This is a genomic window from Prochlorococcus marinus CUG1417 (assembly GCF_017695975.1).
In the GTDB taxonomy this organism is placed as follows: Bacteria; Cyanobacteriota; Cyanobacteriia; order PCC-6307; family Cyanobiaceae; genus Prochlorococcus_A; species Prochlorococcus_A marinus_AG.
This window is the reverse complement of record NZ_JAAORN010000002.1, coordinates 484,136-503,670: the sequence shown is the minus strand read 5'-3', so window position 1 is coordinate 503,670 and position 19,535 is coordinate 484,136. Positions and strand designations below refer to the sequence as shown.

At 34.3% G+C, this 19,535-nt stretch carries 19 protein-coding genes, 1 tRNA gene and 1 other RNA gene; 13 read left to right on the top strand and 8 right to left on the bottom strand.

Features of this window, described 5'->3' with window-relative positions; genetic code table 11:
- Positions 1-143: 143 nt before the first annotated feature.
- Genes rpaB through HA140_RS08855 form a run of 3 tightly spaced genes read left to right on the top strand, consistent with a single transcriptional unit; the run spans position 144 to position 2,754 of the window.
- Positions 144-890: a response regulator transcription factor RpaB gene (gene rpaB, locus HA140_RS08865; RefSeq protein ID WP_075536992.1), complete on the top strand. Its 747-nt coding sequence runs from the start codon at positions 144-146 to the stop codon at positions 888-890.
- A 50-nt stretch (positions 891-940) separates the two neighbouring features.
- Positions 941-2,479, top strand: a complete 1,539-nt coding sequence (lysS, locus tag HA140_RS08860) for a lysine--tRNA ligase (protein ID WP_209040735.1) — start codon at positions 941-943, stop codon at positions 2,477-2,479.
- 29 nt (positions 2,480-2,508) lie between these two features.
- The gene (locus HA140_RS08855; protein WP_209040734.1) at positions 2,509-2,754 is read left to right on the top strand and encodes a hypothetical protein; all 246 of its coding nucleotides are present in this window, start codon (positions 2,509-2,511) and stop codon (positions 2,752-2,754) included.
- A 28-nt stretch (positions 2,755-2,782) separates the two neighbouring features.
- Here the strand turns inward: HA140_RS08855 and smpB are convergent, their stop codons facing one another.
- Positions 2,783-3,277 (bottom strand): SsrA-binding protein SmpB, encoded by a 495-nt coding sequence (smpB, locus tag HA140_RS08850; protein ID WP_209040733.1) that lies wholly within the window; start codon positions 3,275-3,277, stop codon positions 2,783-2,785.
- A 52-nt stretch (positions 3,278-3,329) separates the two neighbouring features.
- Between smpB and ruvB the strand changes: the two genes are divergently transcribed.
- The 4 genes from ruvB to thiC all read left to right on the top strand — a co-directional run bounded on the left by ruvB (position 3,330) and on the right by thiC (position 8,135).
- The gene (gene ruvB / locus HA140_RS08845; protein WP_209040732.1) at positions 3,330-4,391 is read left to right on the top strand and encodes a Holliday junction branch migration DNA helicase RuvB; all 1,062 of its coding nucleotides are present in this window, start codon (positions 3,330-3,332) and stop codon (positions 4,389-4,391) included.
- A complete protein-coding gene (locus HA140_RS08840; protein ID WP_209040731.1) occupies positions 4,378-5,166 on the top strand; it encodes a tetratricopeptide repeat protein in 789 nt (262 codons plus the stop codon). Before ruvB ends, HA140_RS08840 begins: the two co-directional genes overlap by 14 nt.
- Before the next feature lie 3 nt (positions 5,167-5,169).
- A complete protein-coding gene (locus tag HA140_RS08835) occupies positions 5,170-6,351 on the top strand; it encodes an amidohydrolase (protein ID WP_209040730.1) in 1,182 nt (393 codons plus the stop codon).
- Between the two features lie 413 nt (positions 6,352-6,764).
- Positions 6,765-8,135 carry a phosphomethylpyrimidine synthase ThiC gene (thiC, locus tag HA140_RS08825; protein ID WP_209040728.1) on the top strand — a complete coding sequence of 457 codons (1,371 nt, stop codon included), beginning with the start codon at positions 6,765-6,767 and terminating at the stop codon, positions 8,133-8,135.
- Positions 8,136-8,149: 14 nt separating this feature from the next.
- Here thiC and tkt read toward each other — a convergent pair whose 3' ends face one another.
- From tkt to acpP, 3 genes are read right to left on the bottom strand one after another with little or no spacing between them, the layout of a single operon-like run.
- Positions 8,150-10,156, bottom strand: a complete 2,007-nt coding sequence (tkt, locus tag HA140_RS08820; RefSeq protein WP_209040727.1) for a transketolase — start codon at positions 10,154-10,156, stop codon at positions 8,150-8,152.
- Positions 10,157-10,203: 47 nt separating this feature from the next.
- Positions 10,204-11,448: a beta-ketoacyl-ACP synthase II gene (fabF, locus tag HA140_RS08815; protein ID WP_209040726.1), complete on the bottom strand. Its 1,245-nt coding sequence runs from the start codon at positions 11,446-11,448 to the stop codon at positions 10,204-10,206.
- Positions 11,449-11,454: 6 nt separating this feature from the next.
- Entirely contained in the window at positions 11,455-11,694 is a 240-nt protein-coding gene (acpP, locus tag HA140_RS08810) for an acyl carrier protein (RefSeq protein ID WP_209040725.1), read from the bottom strand.
- A 133-nt stretch (positions 11,695-11,827) separates the two neighbouring features.
- Between acpP and psaC the strand changes: the two genes are divergently transcribed.
- Positions 11,828-12,073 carry a photosystem I iron-sulfur center protein PsaC gene (gene psaC, locus HA140_RS08805; protein WP_007099573.1) on the top strand — a complete coding sequence of 82 codons (246 nt, stop codon included), beginning with the start codon at positions 11,828-11,830 and terminating at the stop codon, positions 12,071-12,073.
- A gap of 82 nt (positions 12,074-12,155) precedes the next feature.
- Entirely contained in the window at positions 12,156-14,051 is a 1,896-nt protein-coding gene (gene glmS, locus HA140_RS08800; RefSeq protein WP_209040724.1) for a glutamine--fructose-6-phosphate transaminase (isomerizing), read from the top strand.
- A 21-nt stretch (positions 14,052-14,072) separates the two neighbouring features.
- Here glmS and rimM read toward each other — a convergent pair whose 3' ends face one another.
- Complete coding sequence (rimM, locus tag HA140_RS08795) at positions 14,073-14,612, bottom strand: ribosome maturation factor RimM (RefSeq protein WP_209040723.1); 540 nt, start codon at positions 14,610-14,612, stop codon at positions 14,073-14,075.
- Positions 14,613-14,637: 25 nt separating this feature from the next.
- On the opposite strand from rimM, the gene HA140_RS08790 reads away from it, so the two are divergent.
- Positions 14,638-14,823, top strand: a complete 186-nt coding sequence (locus tag HA140_RS08790) for an NAD(P)H dehydrogenase subunit NdhS (protein WP_209040722.1) — start codon at positions 14,638-14,640, stop codon at positions 14,821-14,823.
- Positions 14,824-14,825: 2 nt separating this feature from the next.
- On the opposite strand, the gene HA140_RS08785 is transcribed toward HA140_RS08790, so the two are convergent.
- Together HA140_RS08785 and rnpB are read right to left on the bottom strand one after the other, a co-directional pair.
- On the bottom strand, positions 14,826-15,575 hold the full coding sequence (locus tag HA140_RS08785) for a ribonuclease III family protein (RefSeq protein ID WP_209040721.1): 750 nt from the start codon (positions 15,573-15,575) through the stop codon (positions 14,826-14,828).
- A gap of 22 nt (positions 15,576-15,597) precedes the next feature.
- Positions 15,598-15,975, bottom strand: an RNA gene (rnpB, locus tag HA140_RS08780) — RNase P RNA component class A.
- Positions 15,976-16,014: 39 nt separating this feature from the next.
- Between rnpB and HA140_RS08775 the strand changes: the two genes are divergently transcribed.
- From HA140_RS08775 to HA140_RS08765, 3 genes are all read left to right on the top strand, one after another.
- Positions 16,015-16,088: transfer RNA gene (locus HA140_RS08775), tRNA-Arg, on the top strand.
- A 78-nt stretch (positions 16,089-16,166) separates the two neighbouring features.
- Complete coding sequence (locus HA140_RS08770) at positions 16,167-16,499, top strand: hypothetical protein (RefSeq protein WP_209040720.1); 333 nt, start codon at positions 16,167-16,169, stop codon at positions 16,497-16,499.
- A 31-nt stretch (positions 16,500-16,530) separates the two neighbouring features.
- The gene (locus tag HA140_RS08765; RefSeq protein ID WP_209040719.1) at positions 16,531-16,986 is read left to right on the top strand and encodes a hypothetical protein; all 456 of its coding nucleotides are present in this window, start codon (positions 16,531-16,533) and stop codon (positions 16,984-16,986) included.
- Here HA140_RS08765 and HA140_RS08760 read toward each other — a convergent pair.
- Positions 16,979-19,525 carry a glycogen/starch/alpha-glucan phosphorylase gene (locus HA140_RS08760; protein ID WP_209040832.1) on the bottom strand — a complete coding sequence of 849 codons (2,547 nt, stop codon included), beginning with the start codon at positions 19,523-19,525 and terminating at the stop codon, positions 16,979-16,981. The two genes, HA140_RS08765 and HA140_RS08760, sit on opposite strands and share 8 nt — an antisense overlap.
- Positions 19,526-19,535 lie beyond the last annotated feature (10 nt).

The window sequence follows — 19,535 nt, the reverse complement described above, 5'->3', positions numbered from 1 at the left end:
TATTTCTTAAATTATTTAGTATTTTTGTAAAACATAGGAATTATCCCTTTGAGTATGTCTTAATGTTATATTTTTAATTGTTAGAATATATATTCAATGCAATAATTCTTTGCTTTGAAATATCTTGAAATCTTTTTTAATCTATGTCAAAAGCAAGAATTTTAGTTGTTGATGATGAACCAGCAGTTTTGAAGGTATTAGTCACAAGACTCCAGCTTGCAGGATATCAAGTTTATTCAGCTACTAACGGTGAAGAAGCTCTTGAATCATTCCACAGAGATTCCCCAGATTTGATAGTTCTTGATGTTATGCTTCCAAAAATGGACGGATTCGCAGTTTGTAGAAGAATTAGAGCAGAATCAGTAGTTCCAATAATATTTTTAACCGCTCTAGAGGCAATTTCAGAAAGAGTTGCAGGGTTGGATTTAGGTGCTGATGATTACTTATCTAAACCATTTAGCCCAAAAGAGCTAGAAGCTAGGATTGCTACTATTTTGAGGAGAATGGGTCCTACTGTATCTGTTACAGAAACTAAAGAGGTTCCATCTGGCAAAGGAGTTATGAAATTTGGAAGTTTAGTAGTTGATACTAATCGTAGACAAGTTTCTAGAGCTGGGGAAAGAATCAGCTTAACTTACACTGAATTTAGCCTCCTAGAATTATTATTCGATGAGCCAGGTAAAGTTGTTCCAAGAGCTGAAATATTAGAACAGTTATGGGGTTATCCTCCTCGCAGAGCAGCAGATTTAAGGGTTGTGGATGTATATGTAGCTAGACTAAGAGGTAAATTGGAACCAGATCCAAGAAATCCAGAATTAATATTAACTGTTCGAGGAATTGGATATGCATCTCAGAGAGTTGGCGAAACTGCAACATCTTTGGCAAGTTGAGACTCAGTCTGATACTTTTATTAAATAAAACAAATATTCCAAAGTAAATTTTGTCTGAAATAAGAGATTCCCGTCTACAAAAAGCTAATTCACTCGTTAGTAGGGGATTTGCTTCTTATGCAGAAAGTTTTAGAGTTTCGCATCATTCAAAATTTCTTATTCAAAAATTTGATTATTTAGAAAATGGTCAAGAGGAAGACTTCACTGTTTCTCTTGCTGGTAGAGTGATGACGAAAAGGGTAATGGGTAAAATTGCTTTTTTTACAATAAGCGATCAAGAAGGTCAGATTCAGCTTTATCTAGATAAAAGTATCATTAATTGCGATTTAGAAAACCAAAAGTTACTTTCTTTTCAAGATATTAAGGAATTAGTAGATATTGGTGACTGGATTGGCGTTCTTGGAACTATAAAAAAAACTAATAAAGGTGAGCTTTCAGTTAAAGTAGAAAAATGGGAAATGTTATCTAAATCATTACTTCCCTTACCTGATAAATGGCATGGATTGACTGATATCGAAAAAAGATATAGACAACGTTACCTAGATTTAATAGTTAATCCCCACTCTAAAAATGTATTTAAAACAAGAGCAAAATGTATAAGTTTTATAAGAAAATGGCTAGATAATAAAAATTTTTTAGAGATAGAGACTCCAATTCTGCAATCTGAAGCTGGTGGTGCGGAGGCAAGACCATTTATTACTCATCACAATACATTAGATATTCCTCTTTATCTGAGAATAGCTACTGAATTACATTTAAAAAGAATGGTTGTTGGAGGCTTTGACAAGGTTTATGAATTGGGAAGAATTTTCCGTAATGAGGGGATAAGTACAAAGCATAATCCAGAATTTACATCAGTTGAAATTTATCAAGCTTTTTCTGACTATGTAGATATGATGCAATTAACAGAAGAACTTATTAGAGACGTCGTAGCTGAAGCATGTGGCTCTTTGGTTATAAATTACCAAAATAAGGAAATTGATTTTTCCAAACCTTGGTCAAGAATATCAATGAAAGACATAGTCAAAAAATATACAGGAATTGATTTTGATTCATTTGATGGAGACTTTCAAGCAGCAAAAGAAGCCGTTAAAAGTATAAATGTTGAATTTTCTAATAAAGTTAATACTATTGGGAGACTTTTAAATGAGGTCTTTGAGCAAAAAGTCGAGTCAGAACTTATAGAACCCACTTTTGTTATCGATTATCCTATTGAAATTTCTCCTCTAGCTAGACCTCATCTTGATAATAAACAAATGGTTCAGAGATTTGAATTATTTATAGTTGGTAGAGAACTAGCAAACGCTTTTAGTGAGTTGATAGATCCAGTAGATCAAAGAGAAAGAATGCAATTACAGCAATCCCTTAGAGATGAAGGAGATTTTGAGGCGCATTGCATAGATGAAGATTTCTTGAATGCTTTAGAGATTGGCATGCCTCCTACGGGAGGATTAGGCATAGGTATTGACCGACTCATTATGTTAATTACCAATAGTCCATCAATTAGAGATGTAATCCCTTTCCCATTGTTAAAACCAGAAATAACTTCGAATAAAAATGAAAAATTACCCTTGAATGAAGTAAAATAAGTAAATCTATCCAATACGAAATTTTTGAAATGAGTGGTGAACGTGTTGGTTTCCGTTTTAAACATGCGGATGCAGTTGTGAAAAGAAATCCTCAAGGCCGATCTAGAAGAGGATGGGTTATTGAACCTGTAGAGCAAACTACTAGCAGGGGTACAAAAATGCCTGCATACAAAATTCGCTGGAGAGATAGTGAGAGGCCTGAAACTGTCCTACAACATATGTTAATTGCAGATCCAGATCCTTCTCCTCCACCAATTTCAGTAAGTTTAGATTAATAGTTTTTAATAAGTCTGAATAATATTTTTATCTTTTTAGTGCAGAGTTGATTTCTTTTTTTATAGTTTTTTGTTTTTCATCTTGTCGTTTGTCATGTAACTTTTTACCTTTACCAACCCCAATAGCTATTTTTATCCATGACCCTTTTAAATAAAGAGATAATGGCACAATAGTCATTCCTTTTTTTTCAGTATTGGATTTCAGTTTTATTATTTCTTTCTTATGCAGTAACAACTTTCTATTCCTTAATGGATCATGATTAAAAAAAGACCCTACATTGTTGTGTGGTGAAATGTGAACATTTAACAATAAAATCTCACCATCTCTGAATGAGCAGTACCCGTCTCTTAAATTTGCTTTCCCGTTTCTAATAGACTTTACTTCTGTCCCTAAAAGTTCAATTCCAGCTTCTATTGTTTCAGATATTGCATATTGAAATTTTGCATATCTATTCTCAGCTAAACGTTTAAAATTATTTTCTTTTTTAGAATTTTTTTGAACTTTATTTGAATTTTTTGCCATTTTAATTGTAAAAAAGCTTTCTACTCAGAACAATTGCAATTAACCTTTCATTATGGCAATAATTTCCTCCAATATAAGTAATAATGACTTTCCTTTTAGTAAAAAAGAACTTAGGCTAGTTGATTCAAAAATCATTCCAGAAGAAAAAAGAAATAATAATAATCTTAACTTAGCTCGGCCTCTTAGTTTACAAGAATTTATTGGCCAAGAAAAACTTAAGTCCTCTTTAAGAATAGCTATTGATGCTTCAATTTATAGGAAAGAACCCATGGAGCATACGCTTTTATATGGACAGCCTGGTTTAGGTAAGACTACTTTAGCTGTTTTAATAGCCCATGAAATGCATACAAAATGTAGGATAGCCACTGCACCCTCAATTGAAAGACCTAGAGATATTGTAGGTTTATTGCTTGGATTAAAAGAAGGTGAAGTTTTATTTATCGATGAGATACATCGCTTAAATAAATTAACTGAAGAGCTGTTATATTCAGCAATGGAGGATTTTAGACTGGATTTAACTATGGGAGCTAATAGAGGAGCTCGTTGCAGAACAATTAATCTTCCTAGATTCACTCTTATTGGTGCGACAACTAAATTAGCCTCAATTAGTGCTCCTCTAAGAGATAGATTTGGCATATCTCAGAAAATTGAACTTTATACATATGATGAATTAAAGCAAATAATTGTTAATTTCTCTCGATTAATCAACCTTAATTTAGATGAAAAAGCATCTTATGATTTAGCAAAGATATCTCGAGGTACTCCAAGAATTGCTTTGAGATTATTAAGACGAGTTAGAGATTATGCTCAAGTTGTGAAAAATACTAATGATATCTCTGTTAATTTAATAAAAAAAGCTTTAAATTCTTACCAAATAGACGAAAAGGGATTGGATCCTTTAGATAGACAATATTTATCATTTCTAAACCAAAACAATAATATTCCAACTGGCCTCGATTCAATCGCAGCTGGTTTGGGTGAGGATTCTTCAATGTTAGAATTTGTAATTGAGCCATATTTAATCCAAATTGGTTTCTTAACGAGAACTCCTCGAGGAAGATTGCTTACTGCTTTAGGGAAAAAGTACATTGATTCAAAGAATGAGAACTTTTAAAAAAGTTAAGGTTTGTTTTTTATTAATTTTTGTTTTTTTGAATATTTTTTATATTTCGCCATGCTATTCATTATCTTTTAGGGAGAATTTGTTTCAAAATGCATTAGATCTAAGTTCGAGTGGAAAATTTAATCTCGCTTTACAAGCATGGAATCAATATCTCGATTCATATCCTGATGATGCTGCAGGTTTGAGCAATAGAGGAAATGTAAGACTTGTTATTGGAGATGTAGAGGGATCTATAGAAGACCAAAATAAGTCAATAAGTTTGAATCCTAGTGAAATAGATCCATATATTAACAGGGGGATAGCAGAGGAAGCATTGGGTTTATGGTCGCAAGCTAAAGAAGATTATTTGTTAGTTATTTCGCAAGATAGTACAAATTTCTCTGCATTATATAATTTGGCTAATGTAGAAGGATCTACATCAAATTGGAAAAAGGCGAGAGATTTATTTTCTAAAGCTTCTTTATATAATCCTGGATTTGCGATGGCGAGGTCAAGTATGGCATTAGCAGATTTCCAGTTGGGAAATATTGATGAATCTGAAAAAGAACTAAAAAATTTAATTAGACGTTATCCAACTTTTGCAGATGCTAGGGCAGCTTTAACAGCCTTAAATTGGTCTAAAGGTGAATCTGGGAAAGCAGAAAGTAATTGGATAGCGGTCACTGAATTAGATCCTAGATATAGTGATGAAGAATGGTTAAAAAAAATAAGAAGATGGCCTCCAGAACCAATTAAAGATTTAATGAACTTTGTCGATTTAAAATAAGTAATGAATAGAGATCAGTTTTGTAAAAAAATTGATTCGTTTAATGATGAATTAATTAACTTAAGAAGACATATCCATGCACATCCGGAATTAAGTGGACTTGAAAATCAAACAGCGATCTTAATAAGTGGTTTTTTAAAAAATATTGGTTGGAATGTTAGAGAATCTATTGGTAGGACAGGAGTTATAGCTGATTTTGGGCCCTTAGATAAAGGTATTATAGGTTTGAGAGTGGATATGGATGCTTTGCCAATATTTGAGGAAACTAAATTAAGTTTTTCTTCAAAAGTAGACGGTGTTATGCATGCCTGTGGTCACGACTTGCATATATCGATTGGATTGGGTGTGGCAAAAATTATTAAGGATTTAAAACTAAATTTCGGGACTCGAATAATTTTTCAGCCCGCTGAAGAAATTGCGAGTGGAGCTCGATGGATGATTAAAGATGGTGCAACTAATGGTTTAACCCATATTTTGGGAGTTCATGTCTACCCCGATTTATCCGTAGGGACTATTGGCATTAAAGAAGGAAGTTTAACTGCAGCTGCGGGAGAACTTAAGGTGGAGATTAAAGGAAAGTCAGGCCACGGTGCTAGACCTCATGAAGGAGTTGATTCTATTTGGGTGGCTTCTAGAGTTATCTCGGGAATTCAAGAATCAATAACACGGAAGTTAGATCCTTTAGATCCTGTAGTAATAACTTTTGGAAAAATAAATGGAGGCAACGCATTCAATGTTCTTGCAGAAAAGGTTAATTTAACTGGTACGGTTAGATGCACTAATCGTAAAGTATTTAAGAATATTGGTAATTGGCTTAATGAAAATATCACTTCTTTAGCTAATAGTTGCGGAGCGGAAGTAAAAGTAATGTTTAGAGAAATCACTCCGGCAGTTAATAATAATTCTGAGATTAACAGAGTCCTAAGAGATTCGGGAATAAAGGTTTTGGGTCAAGAAAATGTTATCGAATTACAAAAACCATCATTAGGAGCTGAGGATTTTGCTGAATTTTTAAATGAGATTCCAGGAGCTATGTTTAGGCTCGGCGTTTCTAGATCAACTGGATGTGCTCCCCTTCATAGTTCGAAATTTGATCCAGATGAAAGAGCTATTGCTGTTGGTATTAAAGTGATAACAGAATCCATAGTAAAATTAAACAATGAAAAGATTAATACAATTGGCTAATGAAAATTAATAAAAGATTTATTTTATCTTTTGTGGCTCCTTGTATGATCCTCATATCAGCTATCGGCTTGATATTTAGAGACAATTCTCGGAAGATTTTTTATTTTCCTATTGGTTTGATGGGGATTGTAATTATTTTGGAGAGGGGTATTAGTAGACAAGTAGATAGGAAAAATATTTTAAAAAAGATAAAGTCTTATCAAAAACTTAAATAAAGTAATATTATTTATTTTATGCAATATGAGATGACTATTTTTTAGAAAAGAGCTATTAATAAGATAAATACTAGGGGTGCTAGGGAATTTACCTTAGCTGAGATCATACCCTTTGAACCTGAATCATTAATCTTGATGCTGGGAAGTGAAGATTTGATCAAACTTTAGTAATAATACTATTTAAAAATTTTGTAAATTATGAGAAGTTCTTGGATTAAGCCTCGCCTTGGAAAAAATAATGTAACTCAGATGCACTTTGCGAGAAATGATCATATCACTGAAGAAATGGATTTTGTTGCTAAAAAAGAGAATCTTCCCCCTTCTCTTATAATGGAAGAAGTGGCAAGAGGAAGATTAATTATTCCAGCTAATATTAATCATTTGAATCTTGAGCCAATGTCTATAGGTATTGCTTCTAGATGCAAAGTAAATGCTAATATTGGTGCCTCACCTAATGCAAGTGATATCAATGAAGAAGTGGAGAAGCTCAAGTTAGCAGTTAAATATGGGGCTGATACAGTTATGGATCTTTCTACAGGAGGAGTAAATTTAGATGAAGTACGTCAAGCAATTATTAATGAGTCCCCTGTTCCTATAGGAACAGTTCCTGTTTATCAAGCTTTAGAAAGTGTACATGGTTCAATAGATAGACTAACTGAAGACGATTTCCTTCATATTATTGAAAAACATTGTCAGCAGGGAGTAGATTATCAAACTATTCATGCTGGCCTGTTAATAGAGCATTTGCCGAAGGTCAAAGGCAGAATTACTGGAATTGTCAGTAGGGGGGGAGGTATTTTAGCCCAATGGATGTTACATCATTTTAAGCAAAATCCTCTTTACACAAGGTTTGATGATATTTGTGAGATTTTTAAGAAATATGATTGTACTTTTTCTCTAGGAGATTCATTAAGACCTGGATGCTTGCATGATGCTTCTGATGATGCTCAATTAGCTGAATTAAAGACCTTAGGCGAACTTACTCGAAGAGCATGGGAACATAATGTTCAAGTAATGGTTGAGGGTCCTGGTCATGTACCTATGGATCAAATTGAGTTTAATGTGAGAAAGCAAATGGAAGAATGTTCAGAAGCCCCCTTTTATGTCCTTGGCCCATTAGTTACAGATATATCTCCCGGTTACGACCATATATCAAGTGCTATTGGAGCAGCGATGGCGGGCTGGTATGGAACCTCTATGTTATGTTATGTAACTCCAAAAGAACATTTAGGTCTACCAAACGCAGAAGATGTAAGAGAAGGATTAATTGCTTATAAAATAGCTGCGCATGCTGCTGATATAGCAAGACATAGAGCTGGAGCTCGTGATCGAGATGATGAACTTAGTCATGCAAGGTATAACTTTGATTGGAATAAACAATTCGAACTTTCGCTAGATCCGGAAAGGGCAAAGCAGTATCATGATGAGACACTACCTGAAGAAATATTTAAAAAAGCAGAATTTTGTTCAATGTGTGGACCTAAACATTGTCCAATGAATTCAAAGATTTCTGATGAATCTCTTGATCAGTTAAAAGATAAGCTTGAAGAATGTAATACTACAGCGTAATTATTAATTAGTAGTTATAGAATTTCCTTCGTCTTATTTACTACGTTTTCGACTGTAAATCCAAAATTTTTCATACATTCGCCACCTGGTGCTGATGCGCCAAACCTGTCCATAGTAATACAAATTCCATCAAAACCTGTATATTTATGCCAACCAAATGAATGGGCAGCCTCTACTACAACTCTCTTTTTCACACTACTAGGTAAAACACTTTCTTTGTAAGATTCTTCTTGCTCTTCAAAAAGTTCTACGCAAGGCATAGAGACAACTCTAATTTTTTTACCTAAGCTTGAAATTTCCTTACTTGCTTCAATACAAAGATTCAGTTCGCTTCCAGTACCAATAAATATTAGATCTGGAGTTCCTTCACAATCGGAAACTATATATCCTCCTAGAGCAACTTTGTCGATCGAAGTATTTTCTTGATTTGGCATACCTTGTCTACTTAAACAAAGGGCAGAAGGTCTTTTTCGATTTTGAATAGCAAGCTTATAAGCTCCACTTGTCTCATTTCCATCTCCTGGTCTGAAAACTAGCATGTTAGGCATGGCACGAAGAGAGGGGATAGTTTCAATAGGTTGATGTGTTGGCCCGTCTTCTCCTACACCAATTGAATCATGGGTTAATACATAGATTACTCCTAATTCGCTGAGTGCTGAAAGCCTCATTGAACCCCTCATATAATCGGCGAAAACAAGGAAAGTTCCACCATAAGGAATAAGACCACTATTGTGGTAGGCAATACCATTAAGTACTGCTGCCATAGCATGCTCCCGCACACCAAAATGTAAATATCTTTTTTCGGGACTATGAGGCTGGAATGATCCAGTTTCCCCCTTTATATCTGTGTAGTTAGAGTGAGTTAAATCTGCTGATCCACCAATTAATTCAGGCAGGTTAGGTCCTAAAGCACCTAAACATATTTGTGAATGCTTTCTGGTTGCTAAACCTTTATCATCAGGTGTATAAGAGGGTAGATCTGAGTCCCAATTTTCAGGTAATTGGCCTTTTAACATTCTGTTTAACTCGGCTCCTTCAGAGGGATATTTTTTTTGATATTCTTCAAATTTAGAATCCCATTCTTTCTCTAAATTTTCGCCTTTGTTTATTGCATTTCTAAAGTGCGCATATACTTCATCTGGTATTTCAAATGGAGGATATTCCCAATTAAGAAACTCTCTCGTTAATGCAGCTTCTTCTTCTCCAACAGCTGCTCCATGAATTCCAGCAGTATCTGATTTATTGGGAGAACCATAACCTATGGTTGTAGAAATTTTTATTATTGAAGGTTTGTCAGTAATTAATTTCGCTTTCTCGATAGCTTCAGTTATTCCTTTAACATCATGATTTCCATCTTCAACATGTTGCACATGCCATCCATAAGCTTCGTATCTTTTTAAGACATCTTCGGTGAAAGAAACGTCGGTTCGCCCGTCAATTGTAATTTGGTTATCGTCGTAAAGTGCAATTAATTTTCCAAGCTTAAGATGACCAGCTAGTGAGCAGGCCTCTGATGCAATACCTTCTTGATTACATCCATCACCCATTATTACGTAAGTATAGTGATCAACAATATTGCAATCAGGCTTATTAAATTTAGCTGCTAAGTGAGTTTCAGCTATTGCTAAACCAACTGCATTTGAAATTCCTGCTCCAAGTGGCCCAGCTGTAACTTCAACACCTTCAGTTTCGAATGTTTCTGGATGCCCAGGAGTTTTTGATCCCCATTGCCTAAATTCTTTAATATCATCTATAGATACTGATTTATATCCTGTCAAATGAAGTAAGGAATATAACAGCATGCAGCCATGACCAGCTGATAATACAAAACGATCTCTATTGAACCATTTTGGGTTATTCGGGTTGTGATTAAGTATGTTATGCCATAACGCATAACCCATAGGAGCACATCCCATTGGTAAACCAGGATGCCCACTATTAGATTTATTTACTGCATCTACAGCAAGCATTCTTATACTATTTACACAAAGTGATTCTAATGAAACAGATGCAGCGACCATTGTTTTTAAATTAAGTAAGTTGGAAATATAGAATTGGTTGTCATCAATTAATTCATTTTGCTAAAAGCAAGGCAAACATTATGACCACCAAAGCCGAAGGAATTAGAAAGAGCGACTCCTACTTGAGCTTCTCTTGCATTATTTGGTACATAATCAAGATCACAATCAGGATCTGGATTGACGTAGTTAATTGTAGGAGGGATAAAATTATGTGTCAAAGAAAGTATACAAGCTACAGCTTCTATACCTCCTGAACCTCCTAGGAGATGACCAGTCATCGACTTAGTAGAGCTTACAGGAATAAGGTAAGATCTGTCTTTAAATATTGATTTAATTGCAGAAGTTTCATTTTTGTCATTAGCAGATGTACTAGTCCCATGAGCATTTATGTAATCAACTTTTTCAAGGCTTATAGAACTGTCTTCAATTGCTAGTTTGATAGCTTCTGCGCCTCCAACTCCACCAGGGGAGGGGGCAGTAATGTGATGAGCATCACATGTTGTTCCATATCCAATAATTTCTGCATAAATTCTTGCATTTCTTTTTTGTGCATTTTCTAAAGTTTCTAGAACAAGAATTCCAGAACCCTCTCCAATGACAAATCCATCTCTTTCTGCATCAAAAGGTCGACTAGCTGTTTGGGGACTTTCGTTTCTGAAAGAAAGAGCTTTGGCACTAGCAAAACCAGCCACTCCAAGAGGAGTAATACTTGCTTCTGCTCCTCCACAGATCATTGCATCTGCCTTGCCAAGTTGGAGTAATCTGAATGAGTCGCCAATTGCATTAGAACCAGCAGCGCAAGCAGTGGAAACTGAGGAACTTGGTCCTTTTGCACCTAAAGCTATGGCAGCTAGTCCAGTCGCCATGTTTGGAATCATCATAGGGACTGTAAAAGGACTAACTCTTTTTGGTCCTTTATGACTAAGTATTTGAGCTTGACTTTCCATAGTTAGTAAGCCTCCAACACCAGAGCCAATAATTACTCCGATTTTTGATGCATTAGCTTCAGTAATTTCCAGTCCAGAATCATTAAAGGCTTGCTTGGCGGCAATAACTCCGAACTGAGAAAAACGATCCCATCTTTTGGATTCCTTAGCTTCAATAAAATTTTCAGATTGAAGATTTTTAACTTCTGCTGCAAATTTGCAAGGATGTTGTTCAGGATCAAAGAGGGTAATACCTGAGACACCATTTACCCCTTTTTGAAGACTGAGTAAATATTCATCAATGTTGTTACCAATTGGAGTTACTGCTCCAATACCAGTAACAACTACTCGATGGAAACTTGACATCCTAGATCAACCTTTTTTTTCTTCGATGAATTTTACTGCATCTCCAACTGTAGCGATACCTTCAGCAGCTTCATCAGGAATTTCAATATCGAATGCCTCTTCTAGAGCCATCACTAATTCAACGGTGTCTAGAGAATCTGCACCTAAATCATTTTGGAAATTTGAATCTGCTTTAACTTCTCCTGCTTCAACACTTAATTGCTCTGAAACAATAGAACAGACTTTTTCGAGGATTTCTTGTGACATAGTTTATGGAATTTACTAATTATCTATAAGATTTTATGCCCTAGAGTTAACAAGAGTGAAGCATATCTTAATTTTTTTAATTTCTTTGTAAGACAATAGTATTATATAACGAGGTTCAAAAGACAATTTTTACATGTCACACGCAGTTAAAATTTATGACACTTGCATTGGATGCACCCAATGTGTAAGGGCTTGCCCACTTGATGTTTTAGAGATGGTTCCTTGGGATGGTTGCAAAGCCGGACAAATTGCCTCATCACCAAGAACTGAAGATTGTGTTGGCTGTAAAAGATGCGAAACAGCATGTCCAACAGATTTCTTAAGTATTCGTGTTTATCTAGGAGATGAGACGTCTAGAAGCATGGGCTTGGCATACTAAATCTTTAATAGTGCAGTTTTAAGAGAGTCCATAATTTAAGAATTACACATTTTTTTTCAATATAATTGAAAAAAACTTCTGTATGTGTGGAATAGTTGCTGTAACTGGTTTTAAAAAAGCTTTACCATTATTAATTAATGGTTTAGAAAAACTTGAATATAGAGGCTATGATTCTGCAGGTATTGCAATTATAAATTCAAAAACAAATTTGATTACTTGTAACAAAGCAAAAGGAAAACTTGAAAATTTAAAAAGTGACCTTAAAGAAAAAAATATTCCTGGAACTGTTGGGATAGGTCATACTCGTTGGGCAACTCATGGAAAACCTGAATTTAAAAATGCGCATCCTCATACCGATAGTTCAGGCACCATAGCAGTCGTTCAAAATGGTATTATTGAAAATTTCCAAGATATAAAATCTAGATTGGAAAAAGAGGGGGTAATTTTTAATTCTGATACAGATACAGAAGTAATTCCCCATCTTATTGAAAGAGAATTAAATACACTAAGTAAACTTAATCTTGAGAATAATGGTTCAAAATTATTAGTAGCTGTAAGAAATGTATTATCTGATTTAATAGGATCTTATGCCTTGGCAGTTTTATGGACAGGTGCTCCAACTTCTCTGGTGGTTGCAAGAAGACAAGCACCCTTGATTATTGGTTTGGGTGAAGGAGAGTTTATTTGTGCAAGTGATACGCCTGCTATTGCCAACTTTACAAATATTATTCTGCCAATGGAGGATGAGGAAATAGCTTTGCTAACTCCTCTTGGAATAGAAATATACGACTCAAATAATGAGAGACAATATAGAAATCCAGTTTCTTTAAAAGTCTCTGAACAAATAATGGATAAGATGAATTTCAAACACTATATGTTAAAAGAGATATACGATCAGCCAAGCACTGCAAAAAACTGGCTGGAAAATTATTTAATTAAAAACTTAGAAAATGGGCAATATGAAATTAATTATCCTTTTGATACAAAGTTTTTTGAAGCAGTTGAGAGAATTGAAATTATCGCTTGTGGGACAAGTAAACATGCTGCGATGGTTGGGAGCTTTTTATTAGAACAATTTTCTGGTATTCCTACAAATGTCTTTTATGCAAGCGAATTTCGATATTCACCACCTCCACTATTGCCAAATACATTAACTATTGGAGTTACTCAATCAGGAGAGACTGCTGACACAATTGCAGCTATTGATATGGAGATTAAAAGAAGGTCTTCTATTGAAGATAAAAAATTTAAACCTAATCTTATTGCAATAACTAATAGAAAAGAAAGCTCGATAGGAAGACAGGTCTCAAATATAATCGACATCTGCGCAGGAATAGAAGTGGGAGTTGCCGCGACAAAAACTTTTTTTGCTCAATTACTTGCTTTTTATGGATTAGCTATAAAATTTGCGAAAGTTAAAGGAAGTCAAAGTCCAGATGAAATAGATAAATTAATAAAAGAACTTATAAAACTGCCTCCATTGTTAGAGGATCTCTTAGAGCAACATAATGAGTCTTCAGAAAAGCTAGCACATAATTTCTTTAATATTAAAGATGTTATTTTTTTAGGAAGAGGCATAAATTACCCTATTGCTCTTGAAGGAGCATTAAAACTAAAAGAAATTAGTTACATTCATGCCGCTGGATATCCAGCTGGTGAAATGAAACATGGTCCAATAGCTTTGTTAGATAAAAAAGTACCTGTAATTTCTATTGCCTCCCCTGGAGAAGTTTTTGATAAAGTTATCAGTAATGCACAAGAAGCAAAAGCTCGAGATTCATATTTGATTGGAATTGCGCCTGAATGTAATGGAACTGAAATCTTTGATTATTTAATGAAGATCCCTTGCTCCAATGAATGGATTTCACCTTTACTTAATATATTGCCTTTACAATTATTGAGTTACCACATAGCAGCTCATAGAGGCCTTGACGTGGATCAACCAAGAAATTTAGCCAAAAGTGTAACCGTTGAATGATTAGTCTTTTATAAATGTTTTTTATAGATCTAAAAGCCCCTTGGGAGGATTAATGGTTAAAAAATTATTTTTTATATCTACTAAAGGGACTATTTCTTTAACAAATGGTATAAGAACTTTTTTTTGATTCTTAAATAGTTCAATAACAAGTAAATTATTTTTTTCATTTTCCAAATTAATAACTTTACCAATTATTTTTAATTCATTATTTTCTAAAGTCTTGACCTCCAGATTTATAAGTTCCAACAAGTGGAATTCTCCCTTTTTTAATCTAGGAAGTTTATCGGTTTTTACAAGAATTTTAAATTGTTTAAGTTGTTCTGCCTGATTTCGAGTATTTACTCCTTGAAGTTTAACTATAAAGGTTTCTTTCCCAGGCTGTCTGAAACCAGATGTAAGTTCTATTTTTGAAGGGGGTTCATTTTCTTTCTGCAACCATCTCGTTCCTGGTTTTAAAAATCTTTCTTCAAAGTCACTTAAAGATTTAACCTTTACCTGTCCATTAATTCCATGGCATGATGTTATCAAACCAACGATCAACCATTCATCTTTATTTATCATATATTGTATTTAGAAGAAATGTTTTATGGAATCATCTACTAAACCCATACTCCCTGGTTCCTTTGTTGTTGTAAAAGATAATAACTCTATATACAGAGGATACAAAGGGTTTGTACAGAGAGTTACAAAAAAAAGAGCAGCCGTTTTGTTTGAAGGGGGTAATTGGGATAAACTTATAACGTTTCAGCTTACTAATTTAGAAATAGTTTAAAATTATATTTTGCCAATAGTTATAAATTTTTCTATCAATACTCTAGCTGCATTTGTTTCTGCTTGTTTATGGGATTTGCCGAATGCAGATGATTCTTTTATTCCTTCAATAAATATATCGCAAGAAAATCTTTTAGGGTCTCCATGTTTCTTTGACACTTCAATTATTTTATAGATTGGCAAATCAAAACCTTTACTTTGGCACCACTCTTGCAATACTGTCTTAGATTTGAATTTATATGGAGCGTTTAAAAATATTTCGGAATCTTTCTCCCAAATATGATCTAACCAAAGATTTACTTCTTGAATTGAATTAAAGCACTTGTAAATGGCACCGATTAAAGCTTCTGTAGATTCACAAATAATTGTATTTTTTGAATTTTCATCACCAATAGCTTTAGGTCCTTTAATTATTAATTTCTCAATGTCAATTTTTTTCCCTAATTGAGTTAACCATTCATCACTTACAATTTGTGCTCTTAACTCTGATCTTTCTCCTACACTCATTTGAGGATATTTTTTTTCAATAAAATTAGAAGCAGCTAATCTCAGAACTGCATCTCCAAAAAATTCTAGTTTTTCGTAATTTATTATTTTGTCTTCTGAGGAATGGATTAATGCTTGATTAAAATTTTGAATAACTGAAATATTTTGTTTGCTAAGTATTTCAGCAAATCTTTTTGATTTGATATCTAAAGACTTTAAAAAAGTAATTATTTGATTTATTCTGTTTGCCTTAATTATATTTGTCATCTGATTTGAATAATCACAACAATTAAAAAGCAGGTCATAAGCCGGGTTCTGTTCATCTTAATTAAGATGGGCAATCATCTATCTAGGACTGGAATTACTTCACAGTCTCAAGCGGCGCTTAAAAGTAGATTGTTTAATGGTCATAAATCTACTAAGCCTTGCTCCCAGCCGGGGTTTACCTAGCCAACACTTCTCAATGTTGCTGGTGCGCTCTTACCGCACCCTTGCACCCTTGCCATACATAAAGTATTAGGCGGTATGTTTCTGTGGCACTATCCTCACGGTTACCCGCACTGGGCATTACCCAGCAAGCTTGACCATGTGGGAGCCCGGACTTTCCTCAATAAAGTTTTATTTTGGAAACAAAATAAAACTTTATCGCGATTGCCTCTCCTGCTTTCATTTAGCATAATACTTAATACTCCAAAAATCATCTATTGGGGCTGTAGCTCAGCAGGATAGAGCAACGGTTTCCTAAACCGTAGGTCGTGGGTTCGACTCCCGCCAGTCCCGTAAAAATAAAAAACTATATGTAGTATGTGTGCAAACTTGCTACTCTCTAGCTAGCGTATAATTAGTAATAAATCTTTTATGGCTAAGTTGCATGATATGCGTTTAAAGCTCTTAATTCAACAAGAGCATGAACGCATTTCTAAATCCCAACCTAATGATTTAGATCTCTCAATAGTTCAAGCAAGATGTCTATGCTGGCTTGCTTTATTGGCGGAAGCTCACGAAGATCAAGCAAATGATGCTGAAAAAAGAGGCGATGCGGAGCAAGCAATGGGATGGTTTGCTGATTCTATGAGACTAAGAGATGTCATTAATTTGGTTACTAGTATTGAGATACCTTTGCCAGATAGTCCAGATTCACTTGATGAAAATGACGAATTATTGGATGGTCCTTCAATTTTGCCCAATTAATGAGATGATATAAAAAGAATTATATTTTCTTTTGGCTGAAGAACCATGTCAATGCTCTGATTGTCAGAGATTTTACAAACAGCACGATCGTCTGATTAGGGAATATCCTACTTTTAAGCAGCAACAAGAATTGAATTGGGCATCTATTCAATCGTTCAGAACTCTTTGTACTAAGGTCACTGATGAGTTGCAGAGGCAATTATCTGAAAGAGAATCAAATGAAGATAATATTTTTGAAGAAACACATATTTCTGATAAAGAAATTACTGAAGCTTTAGATGAACTTGAAAGTGTTAATGCCTACTTATATTCAATTGAAGCTTTAATTGAAAAAATATTTGATACAAAAATTGCAAATAGTATTGAATCAAAATTTAAAGAAATTGCAAATGAATTAGCGCCAGACCCATTAAATATAGATCGATTAATTTTGAATAGATTATTTCATCAAACCCCAGATTCACCAGATAAGGAAAATATTAATTAGTTAACTCTTCGACATCGCAAGTAATTTCTACTGGCATTGGAGAGACTTTCCAAATAGATTTACAGTACTCTCTAATAGATCTATCTGAAGAAAAATATCCTGATCTAGCAGTATTTAATAATGCCATTTTATTCCAAGATTTTTTATTATTCCAGCATTCACTGACGACATCCTGTTTATTTAAGTAGTCTTTAAAGTCAGCCATAACAAAAAATGGGTCATGGCCTGTCAAGCTATTTAATAAAGGTTTAAATAATTCTTTATCCCCATTGCTAAAGTGCCCAATTTCAATTAGGCGTATCACTTCTTTAAGCTCTGGGCATTGATCAATAAAAGTTTTGGGTGAGTAATTATTATTTTTTAAATCCATAATTTCGCTTTCAGTTTTACCAAAAAGAAAGAAATTCTCTTTTTTTACAAGATCTCTTAATTCCACATTGGCTCCATCTAAGGTTCCAATAGTTAAAGCACCATTCATGGCAAACTTCATATTTCCAGTTCCAGAAGCTTCTTTACCAGCAGTTGAAATTTGTTCTGAAAGATCAGTTGCCGGATAAACTATTTCACCAAGTTTGACATTATAGTCCGGTAAAAAAACAACCCTTAATAAACCATCCATGTCTGGATCAGAATTAACTACATCAGCAATACCATTGATGAATCGAATCATTAGCTTTGCCATAAAATAACCTGGTGCAGCTTTACCTCCGAATATTATTGTTCTTGGAACTTCATGCGTATTTAAATTATTTTTTATTCTTAAATATTGAGCAATAATTTGTAGGGCATTTAAATGTTGCCTTTTATATTGATGAATTCTCTTTACTTGAACATCAAATAAACTTGATGGATCTACAAGTATTCCAGTTTTTGAATGAATAAAACTAGCTAATTTTCTTTTTCCATTTAATTTAGTTTCTTCAAATTTTTGTAAAAAATTGTTGTCATCTTTTTTTTCTTCTAATTTTTTAAGAAGTTCCATATTTGTTATCCAATTAGGACCAACTTCTTTTTCTAGAAGGTTAGATAATGATGGATTAGATAGGGCAACCCATCTTCTTGGAGTAACCCCATTAGTGACATTTGTAAATTTTTCAGGCCATAGTTCTGCAAATTCAGGAAGAAGTTGTCTTTTTATTAGATCTGAGTGAAGAGCTGCTACACCATTTATATGATGTGCTCCAATTGTAGCTAAGTGGGCCATACGAACTGATTTGGAGCCTTCTTCATCTATTATTGAGAGTTTTTGAAGGATTTTGTCATCACCAGGGTAACGTAGTCTTAGTTGCTGTAGGAATCTCCAATTAATTTCATAAATAATTTCTAGATGACGAGGAAGAAGATCATTAAATAAGCCTAAATCCCATTTCTCTAAAGCTTCTGGTAGTAATGTGTGATTGGTATAAGCTACTGAGGAGGTTGTTATGTTCCAAGCCTTATCCCAACCTATTTGATATTGGTCAATAAGAAGTCTCATTAATTCTGCTACTGCAATGGCAGGATGGGTATCATTTAATTGGACTGTCCAATGCTTAGCGAATTCTGTTATTGGTATTGATCTTTTTTCGAGGCTTCTCAACATATCCTGAAGAGAACAACTTACAAAAAAGTGTTGTTGTTTGAGTCTTAATCTTCTACCTTCGTCAGTACCATCATTCGGATATAAAACTTTTGAGAGAGTTTCAGATGCAACTTTTTCTTCTACTGCACCATAATAATCACCGATATTGAATGCATAAAAGTCAAAACTTTCGGTTGCATCAGCTCTCCATAATCTTAATCTGTCACATGTATTTACTCGGTAACCTAAAACTGGAACATCATGAGGAACTCCAATAGCATGTTCTGAAGGTATCCATCTTGATCTGTAGTTCCCTTTATCATCTCTATAACTTTCAGTTCTGCCTCCAAACCCAACGAAACATGATTCATCTGGTTGTGGAAGTTCCCATGGCCATCCACCTTTTAACCATTTGTCAGTTACTTCAACTTGCCAACCATCCCTAATTAACTGATTAAATATGCCAAATTCATATCGAATACCATAACCAACTGCTGGAACTTGTAAAGATGCTAATGATTCCATATAACAAGCTGCAAGTCTGCCAAGTCCACCATTACCTAATCCAGGCTCTTCTTCAACTTCAAGAATTGTTGACAATGAATCAATTCCAAATCTCTTCAAAGCATCTTCTGCCTCTTGAGTTATTCCAAGATTGAGAAGATTATTACTTAATTGAGGGCCTATTAAGAATTCTGCTGATAAGTAGGCTACTGTTTTTTGTGGTTTTTTTCTTATAACTTCCTGGCTGGCTAAATATCTTGTCATTAGCCTATCTTTAACCGCGTAACTTAAAGCCATATACAAGTCGTGAGGACTTGCAGAAGTAGCTAACTTTCCAAGAGTATAGAAAAGATGAGCTGTCATTCCTTGGAAAACAGCATCAGAATCCATGCCAGCTTTCTCAGGATCTAAGTAGCAGCCGGGTGTGGGCAAACGTAGATCGAAGGGTTCGTTGGAATTCATTGGATTGGCCATATAACAGACA

Excerpts from the sequence above, each read along its gene's own strand:
- HA140_RS08840 (WP_209040731.1), top strand. The coding sequence starts at position 4,378 with ATGAGAACTTTTAAAAAAGTTAAGGTTTGTTTTTTATTAATTTTTGTT.
- HA140_RS08835 (WP_209040730.1), top strand. The coding sequence starts at position 5,170 with ATGAATAGAGATCAGTTTTGTAAAAAAATTGATTCGTTTAATGATGAA.
- HA140_RS08790 (WP_209040722.1), top strand. The coding sequence starts at position 14,638 with ATGGAATCATCTACTAAACCCATACTCCCTGGTTCCTTTGTTGTTGTA.
- fabF (WP_209040726.1), bottom strand. The coding sequence starts at position 11,448 with ATGTCAAGTTTCCATCGAGTAGTTGTTACTGGTATTGGAGCAGTAACT.
- ruvB (WP_209040732.1), top strand. The coding sequence starts at position 3,330 with ATGGCAATAATTTCCTCCAATATAAGTAATAATGACTTTCCTTTTAGT.
- acpP (WP_209040725.1), bottom strand. The coding sequence starts at position 11,694 with ATGTCACAAGAAATCCTCGAAAAAGTCTGTTCTATTGTTTCAGAGCAA.
- glmS (WP_209040724.1), top strand. The coding sequence starts at position 12,156 with ATGTGTGGAATAGTTGCTGTAACTGGTTTTAAAAAAGCTTTACCATTA.
- HA140_RS08855 (WP_209040734.1), top strand. The coding sequence starts at position 2,509 with ATGAGTGGTGAACGTGTTGGTTTCCGTTTTAAACATGCGGATGCAGTT.
- psaC (WP_007099573.1), top strand. The coding sequence starts at position 11,828 with ATGTCACACGCAGTTAAAATTTATGACACTTGCATTGGATGCACCCAA.
- HA140_RS08770 (WP_209040720.1), top strand. The coding sequence starts at position 16,167 with ATGGCTAAGTTGCATGATATGCGTTTAAAGCTCTTAATTCAACAAGAG.
- rimM (WP_209040723.1), bottom strand. The coding sequence starts at position 14,612 with ATGATAAATAAAGATGAATGGTTGATCGTTGGTTTGATAACATCATGC.
- HA140_RS08785 (WP_209040721.1), bottom strand. The coding sequence starts at position 15,575 with ATGACAAATATAATTAAGGCAAACAGAATAAATCAAATAATTACTTTT.
- rpaB (WP_075536992.1), top strand. The coding sequence starts at position 144 with ATGTCAAAAGCAAGAATTTTAGTTGTTGATGATGAACCAGCAGTTTTG.
- thiC (WP_209040728.1), top strand. The coding sequence starts at position 6,765 with ATGAGAAGTTCTTGGATTAAGCCTCGCCTTGGAAAAAATAATGTAACT.
- tkt (WP_209040727.1), bottom strand. The coding sequence starts at position 10,156 with ATGGTCGCTGCATCTGTTTCATTAGAATCACTTTGTGTAAATAGTATA.
- HA140_RS08760 (WP_209040832.1), bottom strand. The coding sequence starts at position 19,525 with ATGGCCAATCCAATGAATTCCAACGAACCCTTCGATCTACGTTTGCCC.
- smpB (WP_209040733.1), bottom strand. The coding sequence starts at position 3,277 with ATGGCAAAAAATTCAAATAAAGTTCAAAAAAATTCTAAAAAAGAAAAT.